This is a genomic window from Rhodovulum sp. 12E13 (assembly GCF_003340565.1).
Classification (GTDB): domain Bacteria; phylum Pseudomonadota; class Alphaproteobacteria; order Rhodobacterales; family Rhodobacteraceae; genus HLUCCA09.
Genome location: NZ_QPLK01000001.1, coordinates 115,648 through 136,291 on the forward strand (window position 1 = coordinate 115,648; position 20,644 = coordinate 136,291).

A 20,644-nucleotide genomic window follows, 5' to 3' on the forward strand; every position below is an offset into this window, starting at 1 on the left:
GCTGCGGCGAGAGTGTGGCGCATAACGGGCCTCTTCGCGCGCCTTCATCCGCGATCCGGCACCAGTTTGTTTTCCGCCGCGGCCCCCGGGCCGCAGGATCAGGCTGCCCGCTCGCGCAGCCGCCGCGGTTTCGGCCCGCCCGTCGCCCAGTCGATCAGCTCGACGGTATGCACCACGGGCACCTCCGTCCCGCCGCCGATCTGCATCATGCAGCCGATATTGCCGGTCGCGATCACGTCGGGCGCCTTCGCCTCGAGCGTGCTCACCTTCCGCGCCTTCAGCTTCTGCGAGATTTCGGGCTGCATCAGGTTGTAGGTTCCCGCCGACCCGCAACACAGATGCGAGTCCTTCGGCTCCACGACCTCGAAGCCGGCGCCTTGCAGCAACGCTTTCGGCGTCCCCTTGATCTGCTGGCCGTGCTGCAGCGAGCAGGCCGCATGGTAGGCCACGCGCAGCGCCTCGGGGGCGGCGGCGTCAGGGGCGAGTGCCCCGAGCACTTCGCTGACGTCCCTGGCGATGGCGCCGACAGCCGCCGCCTCGTCCGCCAGGTCCGTGGTGCGGAACATGTGGCCGTAATCCTTCACCGTCGTGCCACAGCCCGAGGTGTTGATGACGATGGCGTCGAGCCCCTCGCCCCGCATCTCGCGTGTCCAGGCACGGATGTTCCTCGCGGCGTGGGCATGGCTGTCGGCCGCCCGCCCCATGTGGTGCGTGAGCGCCCCGCAGCAGCCCTGCCCCTCGGCCACGACCACCTCGGCGCCGAGCCGCCTCAGCACCCGGATCGTCGCGTCGTTGATGTCGGTATCCAGAGCGCGCTGCGCGCAGCCCGTCATCAGCGCCACCCGCATGCGCCGCTCTCCCTCGGCCGGGAACACCTGCGGATCGTCGTTGCTGCTGACGGGCGGGATCCGGGCCGGCGCCATGTCGAGCATTGCGCGCAGCCGCGCGTCGGGCACGAGCCGCCGGAAGGGTCGCCCGAGCCTGGCGAAAAACAGCGCGACCCGGAAGCGCCCCGGATAGGGCAGGATGCGCGCGAGCGCCCAGCGCAGCGCCCTGTCCATGAAGGGCCGGCGGTAGGTCTTCTCGATGTGCTCCCGCGCATGGTCGACGAGGTGCATGTAGTGCACGCCCGAGGGGCAGGTCGTCATGCAGGCGAGGCACGACAGGCACCGGTCGATATGCGTGACGGTCTTCTCGTCTGCGGGCCGGCCGCTCTCCAGCATGTCCTTCATCAGGTAGATGCGCCCGCGCGGGGAATCGAGCTCGTCGCCCAGCACCTGGTAGGTCGGGCAGGTCGCCGTGCAGAAGCCGCAATGCACGCAGGCCCGCAGCACCTCGTTCGAGCGCGCGATCTGCGGGTCGGACAGCTGCTCGGGGGTGAAATTCGTCTGCATGCAGGCCCTTTTCAGAGAAGTGAGAGAAAGACGAGGCCGAACAGCGCCGAGAGACCGAGATAGACGGCCGTGAACACGCCCCGCGCCGCCCAGACCCGCTCGAACCGGCCGAGATACAGGTGGTAGAGCATCCCCGCCCCGGCTGCCGAGATCAGGCCCACCGCGAAGGCGGCGAGGCCCGCCGGCGCGATGCCGAAGACCGGCCCCGGCACCACGATCGCCACGAACAGGAGCGCGCCCGCCACGAACAGGGCGATCTGCGCGAGGAACGCGCCCCGCTTGCGGTCCGACATCAGCGCCAGCGCGCCGAACAGCGCGGCCGAGGCGAGGGCGATGAGGGCAGCCTGAGGCACCATCCTGGTTTTACCTCTCCATGAGTCCGGGGTTCAGTATGCCCCGCGGGTCGAACTTCGCCCGCAATTCCGCGGCCAGCCGCGCCAGTGTCGGGGCCTCCGGGTGAAACGTGCCGAGCCGCGCCCGCACCGCGGCCGACGCCCGCACGAGCGTCGCATGTCCGGGCAGGCCGGCCAGCGCGGCGCGCGCATCCGTCCCCTCGGGCAGGAGCGCCCAGATCAACCCGCCGCCCCAGTCGATGACTGCCGGCGGCTCGCCCAGCGCGGCCCAGGCGCGCGGCCCGTCCGTGGGGCGTACCGAAACGCGCCAGACGTCGCCCGGCCGGCCCGCCAGCGGGGCCGCGTCGCGCACGTCCGCCCAGGTCGCGGCGACGCCCTCGCGGTCGACCGACACGGCACCGAACCGCCCGAGCAGGTCGGCCAGCCGCTCCGCGCGATAGGCCACCTGCTCCTCGAAGCCCTCGATCCGCACCAGCGTCCGCCCCGCTTCCGTCAGGTGCGCCGCCGCCGACACCTCGTAGGGCGAGCCGAGCGCCGCCGACAGCGCCACAACCGCCCGCCCCGGCTCCAGCCCCCCGATCTCGAGGGTCGCCGAGGCCGCGGGCGCGGGCAGCACCTTGAACGCCACCTCGGTCAGCACGCCCAGCGTGCCCCAGCTTCCCGCCATCAGCTTCACCAGGTCGAAGCCGGTGACGTTCTTCATCACCCGGCCGCCGTTCTTCACCACCGTGCCCGTCCCGTCGACGAAGCGCACCCCGATGAGCGAGTCGCGGCACGCCCCCGCCTGCACCCGCCGCGGCCCCGAGGCGTTGGCCGCCACGACGCCCCCGATCGTCGGCACCCCCTCGGCCCCGGTCAGCGCCCGGTGGTCCATCGGCTCGAAGGGCAGGCGCTGCCCTTCCGCCGCGAGCGCCTCCTCGACCTCCGCGACCGGCGTGCCCGCTCGCACCACGATGGTCAGCGCCCCGGGCTCGTAAAGCTCCACGCCCCTCAGCCCGCCGGTCGACACCGCCGCGGCCCCGCCCGCGCCCAGGCCGCGCGTCCCGCCCCCCGTCACGCGCAACGGGCCGGTGGCCGCCGCCACCGCCTCCGCCATCTCTGCCTCGCTCGCCGGTGCCAGCACGCGCACCCCTCCTGCTTCTTCTTGCTCCAAGTATCCCGGGGGGAGTCGGCCGGCACGGCCGACGGGGGGCTGGCCCCCCTACGCCGCCGCCGCCCGCCGCTCGCGCCGCGGCGCAGAGACGGTCAGCGGGAACACCTTCGAGGGGTTCAGCAGCCACGCGGGGTCGAACACGTCCTTCACGCGCATCTGCGCCTCCATGTCCTCGGGCGCGAACTGGTGGCCCATCAGGTCGCGCTTTTCCACGCCCACGCCGTGCTCGCCGGTCAGGCAACCGCCCGCCTCGACGCAGAGCTTGAGGATCTCGGCGCCGAGGGCCTCGCAGGTCTCGAGTTGTCCGGGCGTGTTGGCGTCGAACAGGATCAGCGGGTGCATGTTGCCGTCGCCGGCGTGAAAGACGTTGGCCACGTCCAGCCCGAACTCGGCCGACATCTCGCCGATCCGCCTGAGCACGAAGGGCAGCGACGAGACCGGGATCGTCCCGTCGAGGCACATGTAGTCGCCGATCTGGCCCATCGCGCCGAAGGCGCTCTTGCGGCCCTTCCAGATGCGCGCCGCCTCGTCCTCGTCGGCCGCCTCGCGCAGATCGACGGGGTCGTGACGTCGCGCGATCTGCTTGATGAGCCCGAGCTGGTGGTCGATCTCGGCCTCCGACCCCTCGACCTCGACGATCAGCAGCGCCTCGCAATCGGGGTAGCCGGCGCCTGCGAAATCCTCGGTCGCGCGGATGCAGGGCCGGTCCATGAATTCGATGGCGACCGGCAGCACCCCCGCCTTGATGATGTCCGAGACGGCCGCCCCTGCCACCTCGGACGAGTCGAAACCCATGAGCACCGGCCGCGCGCCCTCCGGTTTGGGCAGGATGCGCAGCGTCGCATCCGTCACCACGCCCAGCATGCCCTCCGAGCCGCAGATCAGGCCCAGCCAGTCGTAGCCGGGCGCGTCGAGATGGGCGCCGCCGATCTCGACCACGGTGCCGTCCATCAGCACCATCGTCACCCCGAGCAGGTTGTTGGTCGTCACGCCGTATTTCAGGCAATGCGCGCCGCCCGAGTTCATCGCGATGTTGCCGGCGATGGCGCAGGCGAGCTGCGACGACGGGTCGGGCGCGTAGAAGAATCCCTCGTCCTCCACCGCGCCCGTGACGGAAAGGTTGGTGCGCCCGGTCTGCACGCGGATGATGCGGTCGGCGTAATCGGTCTCCAGCACCTCGGTCAGCCGCGCCACGCCCAGGATCACCGAATCGGCTGTCGGCAGCGCGCCCCCGGCGAGCGACGTGCCCGAGCCGCGCGGCACTACCGGCACGCCCTCGTCGTGGCATATGCGCAGGATCGCGGAGACCTCGTCGGTGCTCGCGGGCAGCGTCACCGCGAGCGGCGGGCACGTATAGGCGGTGAGCGCGTCGCATTCGTAAGCGCGCAACTCCTCCGGGGCGTCGATCACCGCGTCACCGGGCAGGGCCGCGCGGAGCCGCGCCACGACGCGCGGCTTCGCGGCGAGGATGCTGGCGTCAGGCTCGGGCATCTGCATGGGAAAATCCTCCGATTGGTAAGATTACTGGACCAATTCCGCCCATAAGGCAAGTGCTCTTGCGTAAAGCATAGCGACGGGGCGCTTTTCCGGCGCTGCGGCTTGATCGCCCGGCCGTGACGGGCGAGGCAGGGGCAGACAGAAGGAGGCCCCATGCGCCACACGACCGTCTTCGCGTTCGCGCTTGCCCTCGCTGCGGCCCATGCCGCGCCCCTCCTCGCCGACCCGGCCGAGATCGTCGCGGCCTCGGCCGAGCGCGGCCCGCAGGGCTGGACGGTGTCCGTCACGCTGCGCCACGGCGACTCGGGATGGGACGACTACGCCGATGGCTGGCGCGTGGTGAGCGACGGCGGCGAGGTGCTCGGTACGCGCGAGCTGCTGCACCCGCATGTCGACGAGCAGCCCTTTACCCGCAGGCTGTCGGGCCTCGACCTGCCCGAGGGGCGGCACGTCTGGGTGGAAAGCTCGACCAATACCACGGGCTGGTCCGGCGACCGGTTGCGCCTGCCGGTTTCGCCGTCGCGCTGACGCCACGGCGCCGCGCTGCGCCGGGGCCGTGCCGCGGTCCGAGGGCACAGGTCGCCCCGCGGCCCGACGGTCGCCGCGTGCCCTGCCGCTGACGGCGCGCAGTATCCTCTCGCGCAACCGGCCCGGTGCCACCCGTGTCGCGGGGCGCTCTATTGCTGGGTCTTGCCGCCGGCTGCGCGGATGCGATCGATCAGGTCCAGCGTGCTCCGGGGATCGGCGTGGAAGGCATCGCGCACCAGCGCAACCCCCTCGATCAGCTCGGCAGCCTCGTCGTCGGGCAGCCCGACGCTTCGGTCGGGCGGAACCGTCCGGCCGTCTGCAAGCGCCTCGAAGCGCGCGCAGTAGAAGTCGTTCAGCCATTGCGTGTCGAACCCGAGATCGGGGCAGTGCTCGTCGGCCACGGCCGCGCCGGAGAGCGCGAAAAGCGCGACTGCCGCGACGGCCGTGAGTGGGATACGCGTCACCGTCATCGGGTGTCCTCCTTGATGGCCATGCGCCTGCGCGCCGGGCTGCGCGCCCGACTGTCTATACTGGCGACCGCACCCGGCACCGCCATGTCGCATCGAATACTACAGACATGCCCGGAGCGGACATTTCATGGTACCCAAGTTTACGGTGCGTCGCTTGCGCCGAGAATAGGGTTTCCGGGAGGGCGATGCATGTCCAGCCTCGAATTTCTCATGGTCGTCGGCGTCGCAATGGCCGCTTTTGGCGGCATCGCCTTCATGCTGATGCGTGTTCTCCTCGCTGCGTCCGAGATCGAGACGATCCTGTTCGTCCTGCCCTTCGGATGACCGCCGACAACCCCACACTGGTTTACGACAGCCTGATCCGGCATCTTCTCGGCCCGCTTGTCGAGTATTACGACAACCCCCAGGTGTCGGAAATCATGATCAACGGCCCCGACGACATCTTCGTCGACGGGGCGGGGGGCATGCGCCGCAGCGAGCACCGCATGGCCAGCACGGCCGCCCTGAGGGGCCTTGCGCGGGTCATCCTGCAGTATTCCGGCAAGCGGCTGACCGACCACGACCTGTCGCTCGAGGCGCGCCTGCCCAACAAGAGCCGCGTGCACATCGTGCAGGATCCGGCGAGCCGGGCCGGACTCACCATCGCGATCCGCCAGTTCCGCAAGACGCCGCTCTCCGAGGCCGACCTGATCGAGACTGGCGCGCTCACGCCCGACGCGGTGGCGTATCTTCGCGCCCAGGTTCTGGGGCACCGCAACATGATCGTCTCCGGCGGCACCGGCACCGGCAAGACCACGCTGCTGGGCGTGCTGGCCCGGATGATGGACCCGACCGAACGGATCATCACGATCGAGGACGTGGCCGAGCTCGACCTCGGCCTGCCGCACGTCGTCGCGCTCGAGGCGCAGATGCCCGACGCCAAGGGGCGCGGCGGCATCACCATCCGCGACCTCTTTCGCGCCACGCTGCGGATGCGCCCCGACCGGGTGATCGTCGGCGAGTGCCGCGGCGGCGAGGCGCTCGACATGATCCAGGCGATGAACTCGGGCCATGCCGGCTCGCTCTCGACCGTCCACGCCGACGACCCGGCCCGCGCGATGTCGCGCCTCGAGACGCTGTGCCTGATGGCCGACGTCGAGGTGCCGCTGGTCGCGGTGCGCCGGCAACTCGTCGAGGCGGTCGACCTGATCGTGCAGGTCCGGCGCCGGGCCAGCCGCCGGCGGATCTCGGCGATCTCGGAGGTCGTCAAGGACGGCAACGACGACGGCGCCTACCGCATGCGGCCCGTCTTCCTGCTCGACGGCGAGGCCGACGACGCGACACTGGCGCGCGTCGATGGGCGCGACCGGGCGGCCCCGGCCGGGTCGTCGGATTCGATACGACAGACCGTCTGACGCCGCCTGGGCTGCTACACCTGTCGCACGGTCGACGACGACCGCCGCCCCGGACGGAGACAGCAAGATGTCGCTCGAATACCTGCTTCTTTTCGGCCTCGGCATTGCCGTCGCGACGGTGCTGGCTCTCACGGGGACCGAAATCGCCGAGTTCGTGATCGATCAGGTCAAGGAACTCCTGAAGTAATCTCCCCCCGAACGGGAAGGCCCTCTCATGACCCTCGAAAAGCTTCTCATCTTCGGCTTCGCCCTCGCGGCACTGTTCGCCATCACCACGGTCGGCACGAACATGATGAACGACCGCAGCGACGCGAACGACGACTACGAGGACGCCATAAGCGACCTCTCCAACTCGGATTTCTGAGCCGCGCGAAGCAGACGGAGACAGGCCATGCCGAAGCTGACCCTCGTCGGCCGAGACGCCGAAAAGAAGAACAGCATGGTCTCGCTCGAGCTCGTGCTTCTTCTCGTCCTCGCGACGCTCGCGGGCGCCGGCCTCTGGGTGGCTGGCTCGGGCGTGATGGAGCGCACCGAGAAGGGCGAGACCGGCTACCAACGCGGTCTCGACCAGCTCAAGGGCTCATTCTGACACTGCGCCGGGCCGTCCGGGCCCGGCCGGACACCTTACCCATCGCCAAGGGGCGGCACGCCATGACCCTCGAAAAACTCCTCATCATCGGCTTCGCCATCGCCGCCGTGACGGCGCTTACGCTCACCGGCACCGGCATGATGGAGGATCACGAACCGCGCTACGGCACCTACTCCGACCGGGTCGAGGACCTCGTGGAGATGACCGCCCCATGACCCGCCTGATCCATCACATCGGCCGCCTCGCGCGGCGCCGCCGCGAGGGCGCGCTGTCGATGGAGGCGATGCTGGCGCTGCCTGCCCTTCTCATCATCTTCTCGGGTGTCGCCCAGACGATGCTGATGGCGCAGAATCGAGTCTATCTCGAGCAGGCCGCCTATGCCGCCGCGCGTTCGGCCCTGGTGCACAAGTGCCCGCCCTTCGATGTCGCCGCCGCGCTGCAATCGCCGATCGCCGCCATCAACGCGGCGGCCCGCTCGAAATGCACGGACGAGCCGGGCAAGTGGGAGGATGCCGCGCGCTGGGCGCTGATCTCGGCCGCGCCCTCCTCGGCCTTCGCGCAGGGGCGCGGCGCCTGCCCGCGGCTGCCCGCGGCCGAGCAGATCGCCACCGCAAGCGCGCTGGGCGACGGGTTGACCGATGCCTTCATGAACCGCGTCTGCTACGCCTTCGAACCCGGAAATGTCGAGGTCGAGGTCGCCTGGCAGAGCGGCATCTTCAGCACCTTCGGCGTCACGACCCCGCCGGTCGAGGCGACGGTGACCTACCGCTACCCCCTGACCACGCCCTTCCGGCGCTTTCTCGACGACGGCCGGCATTCCGACGGTTCGTACTGGCGCGAAGGCTCGGCCACGGTGGTGCTGCAATGACCCTCGCGCGTCTCAAGGCCGCCTTGGCCCGCCGCCGCCGCGGCGCGGTCGCCCTCGTCGCCGTGGCCGGCATGGTGCCGGTTGCGGGGATGCTGACGGCGAGCATGAATTCCAGCCAGATGATCGACGACCGCCGCGCCACGCAGGACGCCGCGGACGCCCTGAGCCGGATGCACGGCGCCTGGGCGGCCCGGTCGATGAACATCCTGGCGATGAACTCGGTGACCGAGACGCAGCTGCTGACGGTGGCGCTCGGCTCGGAGGCGCTCAACGGCACCCTGATCGAACAGCAGGCCGCCATCGCCGCCGCGCTCGGCCATATCGGCAGCCACGCTGCGCAGCAGTGCAAGCCGCGGTTCAAGTTCGACCCGTGGCCGATCCTCTGCGGGGCATGGCACGGTCTGGCGTCGATCCCGGCCATGGAGGCCCAGGTCACCCTGCTCGATATCGGGTTCGACTACGACCCCGCCCACGGGATCGAGGTGGCACGGCGCGGCCTGACCGCGATCGAGGGGATGAACCGCGCCCTGATCGAGCGCTTCCCCCGCGCCATGCACGAGATCGGCGAGGATTATGCCGATGTCCTGGAGATCGACGCGTTCCACTTCGACGATCCCTGCGACACCGACCTGGCGCGCAACTGCGAGAGCGGCCGCACCCGCGACGGCATGGCCCTGCCTGTCGAAGAGGGCGACATGACGACCGGTCTCGCCCGCTGCTTCGTGATGAACAACGGCACCACGACCCGCTCCACCGGCTTTCACGCCCGCGGCTTCGATCTCGGCCAGGGGCCGCTCGACCACGACGGCGCCACGAGCGTGCGCGACTTCATCAACGAAGAGACAGGCGTCGGCGACATGCTGCACGAGTTCAAGGATGCCTACGACAACGGCTTCTTCGCCTCGCGCCTGCCGCACTACTACCACAGCTTCGCGACGCTCGGCGCGCCCACCGATCTGGACTCGCTCGGCAGCGTTGTCGACCTGGTGGGCGAGCTTGTCGGCGACGACGTGGATCTCGACGAGACACTGGACGGGATCGATTTCGGCAGCCCCGACTGGTTCGACGATCTTCCCCTTGCGGGATCGGGCGTCGAGGGCGCCCTCGGTGGCCTCGACCTCGGCAGCGCCGCCGGCTGGACCGAGCACCCCGATGGCGCCAACCTGCAGGGCGAGCAGCAGCCGCAGGACGACAACAGCTTCACCCGCCGGTACGATGCCAAGCTGGCGTCCCTGTGCGCGGGCATCGGCCTGGGGCTCGACCCGCCGCCCCTGGTCACCGGCTTCCTGCCGGTCTTCGAGACCACGCTTCCCACGGCGTGGAAGCTGCCGGGCATCGGCGCGACGGAGGTCTTCCCGCCGGTCGCTCCCGCCGAGATGCCCGAAGAGTTCCAGATCCTGGCGCTGGCCCAGCGTGAGCAGAGCACGCGACTGGGTTCCAACGTCTTCACCGATCACGGAACGCCGCACAATTCCTACGGTCAGACCGGCCTGTTCAACCCCGACGGCGCCGACATCTACTCGGCCAACTGGCGCTACCGGCTGATGGAATCGATGCGTCTCGACAGCCCGGGCGAGGTGGCCGACCGGATGAGCCGCCGCGCACCGGCCGACTTCGCCGATCTCGTCGACACTCTGCGTGCCATCGACGACCCGGACAGCTGGGAGCGGATCAATGCGCATTGAGACGCTCTTCCGCCTGCGCCGCCGCGGGGGCTCGCTCGCCATCGAGGGGCTGTTCACGCTGCCCTTCGTCGCGGTCATCATCCTGCTGGTGCGCTTCGTCTTCGAGGGCGCGATGACCCGGCACGAAGTGGCGGTGCATACCCGCGGCAGCGCCGTGGCCGCCGCTGCGGCCGACAGCACCCTGCCGACCCATTGCCGCCACGATAGTTCTTTCATCCTGCGCGACGGGGTCTCCAAGAGCTTTCGGGTCTTCTGCCAGGCGCGCGACGGCGAGGAAGGGCTGCGGCAGGAGCGCCCCCTCGCGGAGGCGCTGCGCGCGGGCACCGACGGCTGGACCGAACTCGTCGCCGCCTTCGAGGACGAGGCGCCGTTCAACGACTACCGCGCGCGCGGCGACGGCTCGACCCGCTTCGACAGCCCGCCCTTCCTGGGCCAGCAGGGCACCATCGCCAACGATGCCGCGTATCTCTCGCCCTCGCTGCAGGTCTTCGACCAGAGCGAGGAGCCGTGGGCGTCGGGCCACGACGCAGTGATCTGGGAGGAGCTGGGTGACGGCCCGCAGCAACTCTTCCCCAATCTCTTCCCCTCCCGGTGAGCCCCGCGATGCGCCCTATCCTTGCAGGTCTCCTTGCCCTCGCGCTCGCCGCCCCGGCCGCCCCCCTGGCGGCGCAGGTCGACCGGGCCGGCGATGCGGTCGTGCGCCAGATCGTCGTGGAACTCGACGAGCGGCCCGACCGCATCGCCATGCGGCTGGCCGCCGCCATGCCGACGGGCGCCGACCCGGTGGCGATGGGCGACGGCAGCTACATGCTCGGCATTTCGGGCGCGCGGCTGCCGACGGCGCTCGCGCGCTTCCTGTCGCACAGCCTCGAGGGCGCGGGCGGCCCCGGCCTGCCGCTGCACCGCGTGCGCACGGTCAGCCTGCATATTGGCCCGTCCGAGGAGGGCACGCAGCTGCGCGTCCTGCTCGTCGCACCCCGGACGGAGGCGAGCCGTCAGGTGGCGCGCGCCTTCCACGAGCGCGTCACGGGCGCGCCGATCGCGGCGGGGGCCGAGATCCTGCTCGACGGCGCCACGGCGGGCGGCACGGGCGATCTCGTCCTGTCGCGCCCCGGCGACCGGGCGAGCACCGTCGAGGCCTATTCGGCGAGCCTGACGGCGGGGGGCCATCTGGTGACCACCCGCTCGCACGCCGGCGACACGCTCGTCATGGGCGAAAGGGGCGGCGGCGCGTCGCTCGTGTTCGTCAAGTCCGACGCCGACCGCCCCGGGCGGTCGCTCGTCGTCATCCGTTCCCTGGAGGAAGAATGATGCGCTCGATAATCCATGCATGTGCGGCGCTGTTCGCCTTCGGTGCCGCATTCTACTACTATCAGGACGTCACCCGCATGACCGAAACGGTCCCGAAGCTGCGGCTCGTTACCGAGGAGGGGGCGATGATCGCCGCGGGCACCGAGATCGACGAGGCGTTCCTCGACACCAACGTCGTGACGCAGACCGTTCCGGCCGCCCTGGCCGGCGAGTTCCGCTGGGCGCTCGACGACACGCCGGCAAATCGACTGAACCTGCTTGGCCAGGCCTTCACCCGCGACGTTCCCGGCGGCACGTTCCTCGACCGCACGCTGTTCTTCGAGAGTCCCGAGGGCGCGTTCGCCCGCCGGATCCGCGCGGGGCACCGCGCCTTCTCGATCCCAGTGGAAGCGAACCGCGCGGTGGAGAACTTCATCGAGCCGGGCAGTCGTGTCGACGTGATGGGCACGTTCGAATTGCCCACCGGGGCGCTCGAGGCCCGGCACCTGCTCGAGAACGTCGAGGTGATGGCCGTGGGCACCTTCGCCACGCGGGGCGAATACGAACGCGCCGAGGCGCCGGGCTACAACTCTGTCACGCTGCAGGCGCCGGGCGCCCTCGTCACCGCCTTCGTCGTCGAGTCCGCTCTGGCGATCGGCGATCTCGTGCTGGTGCTGCGCAACCCGTGCGAGGCGGCGTCGGCCGACTGCGTGGGCGGCGAGACCGGGGAGGCGCTGCGATGAGCGCCGGCCACGCCCATCTGCGGATCTGCGACGCCTACGGCAACCGCCGGGCCGTCGTCACGCTGGACAGGAATTTCTACGAGCTGGGCGGCGACCGGACGCGCGCGGCCGATACCGGCTACATTCACCTCGAGGCGGCCGGCACCCTGCCGCGCCACCTGCGCCTGATGCGCCCCAGCGAGCGCGGCTCCTGGCAGCTCACCCCGATGGCGCCGGGGGTGAAGCTGGGGCGGCGCACGCTCGACACCGGCGAGACCGAGGCCGTCGAGCATGGCAACGAGATCTGGATCGGCAACAACCTGCTGCAGGTGCTCACCGTCTCGCAGGGGATCACCCGGACCGCGGTGATGGCCGAGCTCTCCGACCTCGAGATGATGCTCAACGAGGCGCTGCTCGAATACGAGGATCGCCGCCGCGACATCTTCGACGACAACGAGCGCCGCCGCGAGCAGCTTCTGTCGGAAGAGCTCGACCGCCTGCTCGCCGAGGAGCTGAACGTCTCGGCCAGCGCCCGCACCACAGCCACGATCAACCGCTACTGCGCCGAGGCGCTGCGGCGACAGCTGATCTCGGCCTGCCTGATGAGCGGGACGCGCGGCGATCTCGTGCTGGCCTACACCCAGCTCTCCGACGACCAGAAGGCGCGCGCCGTCGAACTGCGCGAGGAACTCGCATCGGAACTCGGGCTCGACATGGAGGCGCATACCAGCGCGCAGGATCTCGCGCGCCTGCACGAGGGCTTCGCGGCGGCCTACAAGGCGATCTCGCCGATGATCACCGAGACGCTGAAACAGGCGCTGATCCGCGACGCGGTGCGCGAGAAGGTGCTGAGCCTCTTCTTCCGCCTCGGGCCCGTGCAGTTCCTCGTCGACATCCCGACCATCTCCGAGATCATGGTCTGCGGCCACGACCGCATCTTCGTGGAGAAGGGCAACGCGATGTTCGAGACGGGGCTTTCGTTCGCCTCGGAGCGCGAGCTCTTCACGGTCGCGGCGCGCATCGCCGGGCGCGACGGCAAGCAGCTGACCGAGGGCACGCCGATGGCCGACGCGCGCCTGCCCGACGGCAGCCGCTCCAACATCGTGGCCTCGCCCACCGCCCTCAACGGCGTGTCGCTGACAATCCGCAAGTTCGGCAACAGGCACCTGACCGTGCCGATGCTGCGCGAGGGCCGGACGCTCAGCTACCCCATGGAGAGGCTCCTGCGCGCCTGCGTGCTCGCGCGCAAGAACATCGTCATCTCCGGCGGCACCGGCTCGGGCAAGACGACGCTGCTGAACGCGCTGTCGATGTTCGTGCCCGAGACCGAGCGCATCGTGACCATCGAGGACACCGCCGAGCTGCGCCTGCTCAACCGCAACCTCGTGACGCTCGAGGCGCGGCGGGCCAATGTCGACGGCCGCGGCGAGATCTCGATCCGCGACCTCGTGCGCAACGCGCTGCGGATGCGGCCCGACCGGATCGTGGTGGGCGAGTGCCGTGGCGGCGAGACGCTCGACATGCTGCAGGCGATGAACACCGGCCATTCCGGCTCGATGACCACCGCCCACGCCAACTCGCCGTCCGACCTGATCCTGCGGCTGGAGACGATGGTGCTGCAATCGGGCGAGGAAATCCCGATCCACGCTATCCGCCAGCAGATCAGCGCCGCGATCGATCTCGTGGTGCAGGTGCGAAAGACCCGCTCGCTCGACCCCGACGCCCGCCCCGACGCGCGCCAGCGCACGATCGTCGAGATCGCCGAGATGGGCGATTTCGACCCCGATACCGGCGAGATCGCGGTCAACCCGATCTTCGAGCTCGACGACAGCGGCCCACTCCCGCAATTCGTGATCTCGGGATACATCCCCTCGTTCTTCCACGAGCTCACCGACCGCGAGCTGCTCGACATCGAGGATTTCTTCGAGGAACCGGAGATGCGCCGTGCCGTCGCTTGAGCCCTCGTTGCCCCTGACCCTGCTCGCGGCCGCGCTGGTGGCGGGCGGCATCTTCGCCGGCATCGCGCTCGCGATCCGGCTGCTCGACCGGGTCTGGCAGGGCCTGCCCGAGATGCGGCGCGACCGGGCCGGCGCGGTGCTCGCCACCGTCTTCGGCCCCGAGATGGAGCCGGCAGATGCCGTCCTGCTCGTGCTGTTCGGCAATATCGTCGCCGTCGGCGCGATGATCGTGTTCGGTGTGCCGGTCGTCTTCATCCTGCTGCTGGTGGCGGGCGGCCTGCTCGCCCCGGTCGCGCTCTACCGGATGGCCTCGATCCGGCGTCAGCGCGAGCTCGACCTCGCCCTGCCGCTCGCGCTGCAGCAGGTCGCCAACGAGATGGGGGCGGGCGCCACGCTCGAGACCGCGCTCAAGAAGGTCGCCCGCACGGCGCCAGCGCCCGCCGATATCGAGATCTCGCGCCTGCACCGCCGGGTCGAGGTGATGGGGATCGACGCTGCCTTCGCCGAGATGGCGCAGCGCCTCGACAGCCGCAGCTTCGCGATCACGGCCGCCGTCATGCGGGTCGGCACCTCGTCGGGCGGACGGTTCGTCGAGGCGCTCAAGAGCCTCAGCCGCACCCTGATCGAGATCGAGCGGCTCAACCGCAAGATCCGCACCGCCTCGGAGAACGGGCGCCGCAACCTCTACCTGATGTCGCTCATCGGCCCCCTCATCGCCCTCGCCTCGTCCTTCGTGGTCGACCACCAGGAGCCGCTTCTGCAGGACAGCTTCGGCCAGCTTCTCATCGGCGTCGCGGTGCTGATGTTCGTGGCCGCGCATTTCCTCGGGTTCAAGCTCACCAGGGTGAAGGTATGACGCCCGAACACGCCCCCCTCGTCATCGCGGCGCTCGTCTTTCTCGGCGTCCTGTCGATCGGCCTGATCATCGGCGACGCCGTCGAACGGAACACCCGCCGCTTCAGTGCGGAGCTGGCCGGCGAGTCGATGCTCGCCGAGCAGAACAGCCGCGTCATCCGCGCGCTCGGGCGCACCTTCCGCGGTCTCGGCGTGCCGTTCGACACCGGGTGGCTCGACGTCAGGCTGACCTATGCCGGCCGGCCCTATGGCGGCATCGGCGGGCAGGAATACATGGCCGCGACCATCGTGCTGGCGAGCCTCGTCGGGCTCGGCGCGGGCGCGTTCTTCACCGCGGCCGGCGCCATGGGCGGCGAGGGCATCTCGCTTGCCACCTTCGTCACCTGGGCCGTGGTGATCGGGCCGATCGTGGCCATCCTGCTGCTGCAGGACGTCAACTCGAAGGCGCGCGAGACCTCGTTCGACATAGAGCGCGAGTTCCCGTTCTTCCTCGATCTCGCGGTGCTCGTGGTGCAGGCGGGCGGCACGCCCTACCGCGCGCTCGGCAAGTATGTCGAGGCCTCGCCCGGCACGGCCCTGTCGCATGAGATCGCCATCACGGCCAAGGATGCCGACGCCACCAGCTTCGAGGAGGCGCTGTTGCGACTGGCCGACCGGGTGGAGCCGACCTCGGTCAAGACGATCCTCAAGAACCTCGCGCAGGGCGAGAAGTCGTCGGGCGAGGCCGAGCAGTTCTACACCGAGCAGGCCGAAGAGCTGCGCCACCTGCGCGAGGAGCTGGCCAACCGCACCGCGGAGCGGCTGCGGACCAACATCGTGTTTCCCGTCTTTCTCATGCTGTTCGGAATCGTGATCGCGGCGCTCGCGCCGACGATCATCTCGATCCGCAGCCAGGGCTTCTTCTAGGGCGCGTCGGACATGCTGAAGCAGAAGGGGATCAGGGCCGAGGTGGTCGAGGGCGTCGATCTGGAGGAGGCGATGTTCCTCACCGGCGACCGGGTCTCGGTGGGCTCGGGGCCGGACGACACCCTGCGCCTCGGCGGCGCGCGGATCGTGCCGGGGCATGTCGTCTTCGCCCGCGCGGAGAATGGCCGCGGCTGGGAATACTTCACCTCCGGCGCGGGCGAGGTCGAGATCTCGTCGGGCAATCCGCGGACCGGCCCGGCCCGGCCGGGGCTCACCTTCCGGCTCGGCGCCGACACGGTGCTGAAGCTGACGCGCGAGGCGCTGCCGGCCCAGCTGCGCGAGACGGGCGAGGAGGAAAGGAAGGAGATCCCGCTCGTGATCGCGCTGCCGATCATGGCCGCCGTCGCGATCGGCTTCGGCGTCTACGTCAACGCGCTGACGAGCGGCGGCTCGAGAGAGGCGACGGGCCTGCGCACCGCGCCGTGGCTCACCGACCTGGCCGCCTATGGCCGCGCCCTCGACGTCTGTCTCGAGGCCGCGGGCGCAGAGACCACCCAGCGCGTGCCCGCCGGCGCGCCCGATGCCGCCTTTCGCGCCTACAGCGCCGCCGCGGCAGCGGGGCTTGAGGGCGATCTGCCCGACCTGCGCCTTGCGCTCGGCCGGCAGGTCCGCAGCCTGATCGTCGACGCCCACCTCCTGGCCGGGGCGGGCCACTTCTCGGAGGCGGCCGAGACGCTGCGCCGGGTGCCGCCGATGCTGCCCACCGACAACGAGACCTGTCCGATAAACACGGCCGCGCGCGCCGACTTCTCCGTCTTCCAGCGCCGTGCCGAGTAACACGAGAAAGGGACACCCGACATGAGCGACGATCACGGCAACGTTCTCGACGCCCGGCTGGCGCAGGCGCTCCAGCAGTATTTCAACGGCGTCAAGTACCGCAAGACGGTGGGCGACTGCGTGATCGTCTCGGCCATCCGCAAGCAGAACAGCGCGCCGGTCGACATCTACGCGCCCACCTTCGCCATCGCCGGGGAAGATGCCGCGCGCGCGGCGATCCTCGCCGATTTCCAGAAGGTCGACAAGCTCGCCAGCCCCGTCCTGCAATCGACCGAGCGGCTGCTCACCCGCGGCGACTTTCGCCAGACGCCGTCGCTGGCGATGCTCTCGTGCCCTGTGCCGGTCTTCGACGACGCGTTCGACGCGCGCGCGCTCGACTACCGGCTGCGGGTCTTCGAGGAGGTGCTGCGCGGGCTCGCCGCGCTGCACGAGGCCGGCGTGATCCACGGCAACCTCCACCCCGGCGTGATCCGCCGCGAGGAGGAGGCGTCGAGCCTGAAGCTCTGCGATTTCGCGTGGTCGGGCGGGCGGGGGACGACGGTGACCGACCAGCCCACGCTCTACCGCAGCGCCCATGTCGTGAACAGCTCGACGCCGGGGATGATCGACGACGTGCACGCCGCCGGCATGGTCGGCTATCGCATCCTGATGGGCGGCTACGGGCCCGAGAAGGTGCTGACGGGTCATGCCGAGCCCGCCGACGACGACCAGATCGTGTCGTGCATTCTCGGCGAGGCCGCCCCGGCCCCGACCGGCGCCGAACTGTTCCCCGAGGGCCACCCGGCCGCCGACCAGGTGGCGCGCCTGCTCGCGCGGATGACGGGGCGGCTCGAGGGGTCGGCGCCCTATTCGACCGCCGCCGCCGCCCTGCGCGCCTTCCGCTCGATGGTCGACAACCCCGGCGGAGGCGCCGCGATCGAGGCGGGCACGCAGGCGCCCCGGCCCTCCGACCCGCCGCCGCCGCCGGCCCGGCCGCCGCGGGCCGAGCGTGCGGGCGGCGGCGTGTCGAACGCCGTGGCTATCGTGCTCTTCGCCGGTTTCCTCGGCGCGGGCGGGGCCGCCTACTACCTCTGGATGCAGGTGCAGGAGGCCCGCGGCGCGGCCGTCGCGCTCGCCGCCGAGTTGCGCGACGCCCAGCGCGTGCGCACGACGCTGGGCGAGGACGTCGCGGCGCTGCTCGGCGCCGAGAGGCGGCTGGGCGAAGCGCGCGGGGCCGGGCCGGCGGCGTCGGTGGCGGCCGCCGCCGCGCTCGGTGCGGCCGAGGCCACGCTCGACGAGGCGCGCGCGGCAGTCGGCTCCGGCACGTTCGACGTGCTCTCGGAGACCGCGACGCAGGCAACGCGGGAGGCCGCCGCGATCCTGCCGCTGATCGACGCGGCGCGAGAGGCCGCCATCGGCGCCCGCGCCCGTGCGGACGAACTCGCCGCGCAGGCCGCGCGCGCCGGCACGGCCGGGGGCGCGCCCCTCGGTGACGCGGCCGAGGCCACCGCCGTGGCGGAGGGCCTGACGCTGGAGCGCCGCTTCGAGGAGGCCGCTTCGGGCTGGTCCGACGCCGCCGCGCTCTACGAGGCGGCCATCGCCGCCGCCGGGCAGGCCGCTGCCGCCGCGCGGTCCGCTGCCGAGAGTGCGCGGACCGAGGCGCGCGCCGCGGGCGCCGACTCGCTCGAGGACTTTGCCGTCGCCGGTCGCTTCTTCGCCGAAGGAGAGCACCATGCGGAAGCGGGGGAATACACCGATGCGGTCTGGCGCTTCGACGACGCGGCCATCTGGTTCGCCAACGCCCGTCGCCGCGCGAGTGCGGCCCTCACCACCATGAGGACCGTCACGATCGGCAGCACGCCAGAGCGGATGGCCGCCGCCGTCGCCCTCTGCCGCGCGGCCTCGCCCGCCGGCCCGGCAGCCTGCCCCGATGCCCGCCCGCAGGGCGAGCGCGTCCGCGAGGCGACGCTCACGCCCTTCGTGCTCGACGCGCGCGAGGTGAGCGCGGGCGAGTTCGCCACCTTCGTCGAGGCCACCGGGCACGTCACCGATGCCGAGCGCACGCGGCGCGTGATGGTGGTCACGTCGAACGCGAACGTGCGATTCCTCGAATCGGGCTACACGTGGGCCAACCCTCGCGGATCGGATACGACATATACCACAGCCCCCGACATGCCGGTTATCAATGTCTCCATGAGAGACGCAGACGCATATTGCCGTTGGGCCGGGGGTCGCCTGCCCACCGAGGCGGAGTGGGAACACGCCGCGCAGGGCGCCGACGACCGCGTCTTTCCCTGGGGGTCCGACTTCGCGCACGGCACCGTGGTCTGGCGCGGTGCGCCGTCGCCGGCCATGCGTATCCCGCAGCCGGTCGGCGCGGCGGGCGCGGCCGGCCCGTCGCGGCACGTCGGCCTGTCGGGCAACGCGCGCGAATGGGTGGTGAGCGATGCCGGGGGCGTCCTCAAGGGCGGGTCGTGGAACACCACCGACCCGGGCAACCTGCGCGTCGCCGCCCGCTTCGAGGCCGCGCCCGAGATGGCCGGCGTCGATTTCGGCTTCCGCTGTGCGCAAGACGTGGAGGACTGGCAATGACCGGCAGGGTGCGCGCGCTTCTTCTTGGGTCGCTGGGCCTGCTGGCGGCCGGCGCCGCCGGCGCAGAGGACCGGGCCGTGGTCGTGGGCATCGACAGTTACCCGGGCGTCTTCCTGCCGCGCGCGCTGTCGAGCGCGTCGGCCGATGCCGAGCGGATGCGCGACCATCTCGTGACCGATCTGGGCTTCGCGCCCGGCGCGGTGACGCTGCTGACCGACGAGGCCGCCACGTCGGGCGCCATCGTCGACGCGCTTCTCGACGATCTCGTGGGCGGCACCGGCCCGGGGGATCGGGCGTTCTTCTACTTCGCCGGGCTTGGCGGCCGGATCGCCGCCGCTGGCGGAATCGAGAGCGACGGCTACGAGGAGTTCCTGCTCGCCCACGGTGACGGAGACCCCTTCGCGCTTATCCCCGAGGGGGCGCTGGTCGAGATCTTCGATCGGATCGGCGACCGCGAGGTGTCGCTCGTGATCGACGCCTCGATGACCGCCCCGCCGGCGCGCGCGATCGGACAGGGCGACGCGGTCGCCGCCCGTGCCGCCGCGTTCGGGCAGCTTCCGCGGGCGGCCTCGCGCAATGTCTCCGACGCGGCTCCCGGCCCCGTCGGCGCGGCGACCTTTGGCGAAGGGCCCTTCGGCACCGGCGCGGCCAGCCGCAACATCTGGGTCGCCGCCGCGCCCTCGCAGGTCGCCTGGGAGACGCCCGAGGGCGGGGTGTTCACCGACACCTGGATCGAGGGCGTCTCGGACGGTGCGGCCGACATGAACGGCAACGGCGTCGTCACCAACGCCGAGCTCCTGGTGCACATGCGCGAGGTATCGGAGGCCTGGTGCGCCGGCAACGCGAGCTGTCGGGCCACCGGGCTGGGGCTGACGCCCGACTTCTCGGGCGACGTTCTGGGCCAGGTGGTCGCGCTCTCCGCAACGGCCGCGCCGCAGGAGGCGGGGCCGACGTCCGCTCCCGCCGCGACCGTCCCGCCCGGGGGCGACCAGCAGGCCGCTGCGCCCCAGGCGCTGGCCGCGGCGCCCGGGCGCGACACGGTGCAGGCCTTCGTGACCGACCTGTTCGCCGCCTCCAACGCGGCGGGGCTGACGATCGACATCTCGACAGACGGCCCGTTGCGGCTCGGCGACACGGTGAGCTTTACCGTGACGAGCGAGCGCGCCGGCACGCTGCTCCTGCTCGACGTGAACCCCGAGGGCGATCTGTTCCAGATCTTCCCGTCGAGGCTGTCGCTGGCCGAGGCGGCTGCGGTCTCGGCCGGAGAGGCCGTGCGCATCCCGGGCCCCTACGCCCCGTCGGGCCGGCCGATACGGATCAGGGTGACCGAGCCGGCCGGCGACGGCATGCTGCTGGCGCTGCTGGTCGAGGGCGAGGCGCCGGTCTTCGAGACGATCCTGCCCCGCAACCTCGAATTCGCCCCGATCCCCAACGCGACGCAGTATCTCTACGAGCTCGTGCAGTCGCTGCTCGAGATGCAGGTCGGTCCCGGCGGCAACGCCGCCGTCGACTGGTCGGCCGCCTACCTGCCCTACTCGATCCTGCGCTGAGACCCGGCCGGATCGGACGACGCC

General features: G+C 71.0%; 22 protein-coding genes. 17 read left to right on the top strand and 5 right to left on the bottom strand.

The annotated features are described in order from the left end of the window. Positions 1–98: 98 nt before the first annotated feature. The 4 genes from glcF to DLJ49_RS00555 all read right to left on the bottom strand — a co-directional run bounded on the left by glcF (position 99) and on the right by DLJ49_RS00555 (position 4,397). Complete coding sequence (glcF, locus tag DLJ49_RS00540) at positions 99–1,394, bottom strand: glycolate oxidase subunit GlcF (RefSeq protein ID WP_115391561.1); 1,296 nt, start codon at positions 1,392–1,394, stop codon at positions 99–101. Between the two features lie 11 nt (positions 1,395–1,405). Further along, complete coding sequence (locus tag DLJ49_RS00545) at positions 1,406–1,750, bottom strand: hypothetical protein (protein WP_115391562.1); 345 nt, start codon at positions 1,748–1,750, stop codon at positions 1,406–1,408. Positions 1,751–1,757: 7 nt separating this feature from the next. Beyond that, entirely contained in the window at positions 1,758–2,867 is a 1,110-nt protein-coding gene (locus DLJ49_RS00550; RefSeq protein WP_115391773.1) for an FAD-binding protein, read from the bottom strand. Between the two features lie 81 nt (positions 2,868–2,948). Next, on the bottom strand, positions 2,949–4,397 hold the full coding sequence (locus DLJ49_RS00555; protein ID WP_115391563.1) for an FAD-linked oxidase C-terminal domain-containing protein: 1,449 nt from the start codon (positions 4,395–4,397) through the stop codon (positions 2,949–2,951). Positions 4,398–4,550: 153 nt separating this feature from the next. Here DLJ49_RS00555 and DLJ49_RS00560 point away from each other — a divergent pair, with 153 nt between their 5' ends. Continuing rightward, complete coding sequence (locus tag DLJ49_RS00560; RefSeq protein WP_115391564.1) at positions 4,551–4,925, top strand: hypothetical protein; 375 nt, start codon at positions 4,551–4,553, stop codon at positions 4,923–4,925. 149 nt (positions 4,926–5,074) lie between these two features. Here the strand turns inward: DLJ49_RS00560 and DLJ49_RS00565 are convergent, their stop codons facing one another. Next, complete coding sequence (locus DLJ49_RS00565) at positions 5,075–5,395, bottom strand: hypothetical protein (protein ID WP_115391565.1); 321 nt, start codon at positions 5,393–5,395, stop codon at positions 5,075–5,077. A 189-nt stretch (positions 5,396–5,584) separates the two neighbouring features. Between DLJ49_RS00565 and DLJ49_RS22700 the strand changes: the two genes are divergently transcribed. The 16 genes from DLJ49_RS22700 to DLJ49_RS00630 all read left to right on the top strand — a co-directional run bounded on the left by DLJ49_RS22700 (position 5,585) and on the right by DLJ49_RS00630 (position 20,620). After that, on the top strand, positions 5,585–5,719 hold the full coding sequence (locus tag DLJ49_RS22700) for a hypothetical protein (RefSeq protein ID WP_255566475.1): 135 nt from the start codon (positions 5,585–5,587) through the stop codon (positions 5,717–5,719). Beyond that, positions 5,716–6,789 carry a CpaF family protein gene (locus DLJ49_RS00570; RefSeq protein ID WP_158547357.1) on the top strand — a complete coding sequence of 358 codons (1,074 nt, stop codon included), beginning with the start codon at positions 5,716–5,718 and terminating at the stop codon, positions 6,787–6,789. Before DLJ49_RS22700 ends, DLJ49_RS00570 begins: the two co-directional genes overlap by 4 nt. 214 nt (positions 6,790–7,003) lie before the next feature. Beyond that, positions 7,004–7,153 carry a hypothetical protein gene (locus DLJ49_RS21615; protein WP_158547358.1) on the top strand — a complete coding sequence of 50 codons (150 nt, stop codon included), beginning with the start codon at positions 7,004–7,006 and terminating at the stop codon, positions 7,151–7,153. Positions 7,154–7,180: 27 nt separating this feature from the next. Then, positions 7,181–7,378: a hypothetical protein gene (locus DLJ49_RS00575; protein ID WP_115391567.1), complete on the top strand. Its 198-nt coding sequence runs from the start codon at positions 7,181–7,183 to the stop codon at positions 7,376–7,378. Positions 7,379–7,440: 62 nt separating this feature from the next. Further along, positions 7,441–7,593: a hypothetical protein gene (locus DLJ49_RS21620; RefSeq protein WP_158547359.1), complete on the top strand. Its 153-nt coding sequence runs from the start codon at positions 7,441–7,443 to the stop codon at positions 7,591–7,593. After that, positions 7,590–8,246: a hypothetical protein gene (locus DLJ49_RS21400; protein WP_147277246.1), complete on the top strand. Its 657-nt coding sequence runs from the start codon at positions 7,590–7,592 to the stop codon at positions 8,244–8,246. Before DLJ49_RS21620 ends, DLJ49_RS21400 begins: the two co-directional genes overlap by 4 nt. Then, positions 8,243–9,931 carry a hypothetical protein gene (locus DLJ49_RS00585; RefSeq protein WP_115391569.1) on the top strand — a complete coding sequence of 563 codons (1,689 nt, stop codon included), beginning with the start codon at positions 8,243–8,245 and terminating at the stop codon, positions 9,929–9,931. The genes DLJ49_RS21400 and DLJ49_RS00585 overlap by 4 nt, the downstream gene beginning before the upstream one ends. Next, positions 9,921–10,526, top strand: a complete 606-nt coding sequence (locus DLJ49_RS00590) for a hypothetical protein (protein WP_115391570.1) — start codon at positions 9,921–9,923, stop codon at positions 10,524–10,526. The genes DLJ49_RS00585 and DLJ49_RS00590 overlap by 11 nt, the downstream gene beginning before the upstream one ends. 8 nt (positions 10,527–10,534) lie before the next feature. Beyond that, positions 10,535–11,242, top strand: coding sequence for a hypothetical protein (locus DLJ49_RS00595; RefSeq protein WP_115391571.1), 708 nt, complete (start codon positions 10,535–10,537; stop codon positions 11,240–11,242). Further along, complete coding sequence (cpaB, locus tag DLJ49_RS00600; RefSeq protein WP_115391572.1) at positions 11,239–11,964, top strand: Flp pilus assembly protein CpaB; 726 nt, start codon at positions 11,239–11,241, stop codon at positions 11,962–11,964. Before DLJ49_RS00595 ends, cpaB begins: the two co-directional genes overlap by 4 nt. Continuing rightward, positions 11,961–13,901 carry a CpaF family protein gene (locus tag DLJ49_RS22005; RefSeq protein WP_199533252.1) on the top strand — a complete coding sequence of 647 codons (1,941 nt, stop codon included), beginning with the start codon at positions 11,961–11,963 and terminating at the stop codon, positions 13,899–13,901. Before cpaB ends, DLJ49_RS22005 begins: the two co-directional genes overlap by 4 nt. 7 nt (positions 13,902–13,908) lie before the next feature. Continuing rightward, a complete protein-coding gene (locus DLJ49_RS00610; protein ID WP_147277247.1) occupies positions 13,909–14,757 on the top strand; it encodes a type II secretion system F family protein in 849 nt (282 codons plus the stop codon). After that, on the top strand, positions 14,754–15,662 hold the full coding sequence (locus DLJ49_RS00615) for a type II secretion system F family protein (protein WP_115391574.1): 909 nt from the start codon (positions 14,754–14,756) through the stop codon (positions 15,660–15,662). Before DLJ49_RS00610 ends, DLJ49_RS00615 begins: the two co-directional genes overlap by 4 nt. 12 nt (positions 15,663–15,674) lie before the next feature. After that, complete coding sequence (locus tag DLJ49_RS00620; RefSeq protein WP_115391575.1) at positions 15,675–16,499, top strand: hypothetical protein; 825 nt, start codon at positions 15,675–15,677, stop codon at positions 16,497–16,499. A gap of 21 nt (positions 16,500–16,520) precedes the next feature. Further along, positions 16,521–19,070 carry an SUMF1/EgtB/PvdO family nonheme iron enzyme gene (locus tag DLJ49_RS00625; RefSeq protein ID WP_115391576.1) on the top strand — a complete coding sequence of 850 codons (2,550 nt, stop codon included), beginning with the start codon at positions 16,521–16,523 and terminating at the stop codon, positions 19,068–19,070. After that, complete coding sequence (locus DLJ49_RS00630; RefSeq protein ID WP_115391577.1) at positions 19,067–20,620, top strand: DUF4384 domain-containing protein; 1,554 nt, start codon at positions 19,067–19,069, stop codon at positions 20,618–20,620. Before DLJ49_RS00625 ends, DLJ49_RS00630 begins: the two co-directional genes overlap by 4 nt. Positions 20,621–20,644 lie beyond the last annotated feature (24 nt).

Coding starts and splice junctions, on each gene's coding strand:
- glcF (WP_115391561.1), bottom strand. CDS start 1,394: ATGCAGACGAATTTCACCCCCGAGCAGCTGTCCGACCCGCAGATCGCG.
- DLJ49_RS00545 (WP_115391562.1), bottom strand. CDS start 1,750: ATGGTGCCTCAGGCTGCCCTCATCGCCCTCGCCTCGGCCGCGCTGTTC.
- DLJ49_RS00555 (WP_115391563.1), bottom strand. CDS start 4,397: ATGCAGATGCCCGAGCCTGACGCCAGCATCCTCGCCGCGAAGCCGCGC.
- DLJ49_RS00560 (WP_115391564.1), top strand. CDS start 4,551: ATGCGCCACACGACCGTCTTCGCGTTCGCGCTTGCCCTCGCTGCGGCC.
- DLJ49_RS00565 (WP_115391565.1), bottom strand. CDS start 5,395: ATGACGGTGACGCGTATCCCACTCACGGCCGTCGCGGCAGTCGCGCTT.
- DLJ49_RS22700 (WP_255566475.1), top strand. CDS start 5,585: ATGTCCAGCCTCGAATTTCTCATGGTCGTCGGCGTCGCAATGGCCGCT.
- DLJ49_RS00570 (WP_158547357.1), top strand. CDS start 5,716: ATGACCGCCGACAACCCCACACTGGTTTACGACAGCCTGATCCGGCAT.
- DLJ49_RS21615 (WP_158547358.1), top strand. CDS start 7,004: ATGACCCTCGAAAAGCTTCTCATCTTCGGCTTCGCCCTCGCGGCACTG.
- DLJ49_RS00575 (WP_115391567.1), top strand. CDS start 7,181: ATGCCGAAGCTGACCCTCGTCGGCCGAGACGCCGAAAAGAAGAACAGC.
- DLJ49_RS21620 (WP_158547359.1), top strand. CDS start 7,441: ATGACCCTCGAAAAACTCCTCATCATCGGCTTCGCCATCGCCGCCGTG.
- DLJ49_RS21400 (WP_147277246.1), top strand. CDS start 7,590: ATGACCCGCCTGATCCATCACATCGGCCGCCTCGCGCGGCGCCGCCGC.
- DLJ49_RS00585 (WP_115391569.1), top strand. CDS start 8,243: ATGACCCTCGCGCGTCTCAAGGCCGCCTTGGCCCGCCGCCGCCGCGGC.
- DLJ49_RS00590 (WP_115391570.1), top strand. CDS start 9,921: ATGCGCATTGAGACGCTCTTCCGCCTGCGCCGCCGCGGGGGCTCGCTC.
- DLJ49_RS00595 (WP_115391571.1), top strand. CDS start 10,535: ATGCGCCCTATCCTTGCAGGTCTCCTTGCCCTCGCGCTCGCCGCCCCG.
- cpaB (WP_115391572.1), top strand. CDS start 11,239: ATGATGCGCTCGATAATCCATGCATGTGCGGCGCTGTTCGCCTTCGGT.
- DLJ49_RS22005 (WP_199533252.1), top strand. CDS start 11,961: ATGAGCGCCGGCCACGCCCATCTGCGGATCTGCGACGCCTACGGCAAC.
- DLJ49_RS00615 (WP_115391574.1), top strand. CDS start 14,754: ATGACGCCCGAACACGCCCCCCTCGTCATCGCGGCGCTCGTCTTTCTC.
- DLJ49_RS00620 (WP_115391575.1), top strand. CDS start 15,675: ATGCTGAAGCAGAAGGGGATCAGGGCCGAGGTGGTCGAGGGCGTCGAT.
- DLJ49_RS00625 (WP_115391576.1), top strand. CDS start 16,521: ATGAGCGACGATCACGGCAACGTTCTCGACGCCCGGCTGGCGCAGGCG.
- DLJ49_RS00630 (WP_115391577.1), top strand. CDS start 19,067: ATGACCGGCAGGGTGCGCGCGCTTCTTCTTGGGTCGCTGGGCCTGCTG.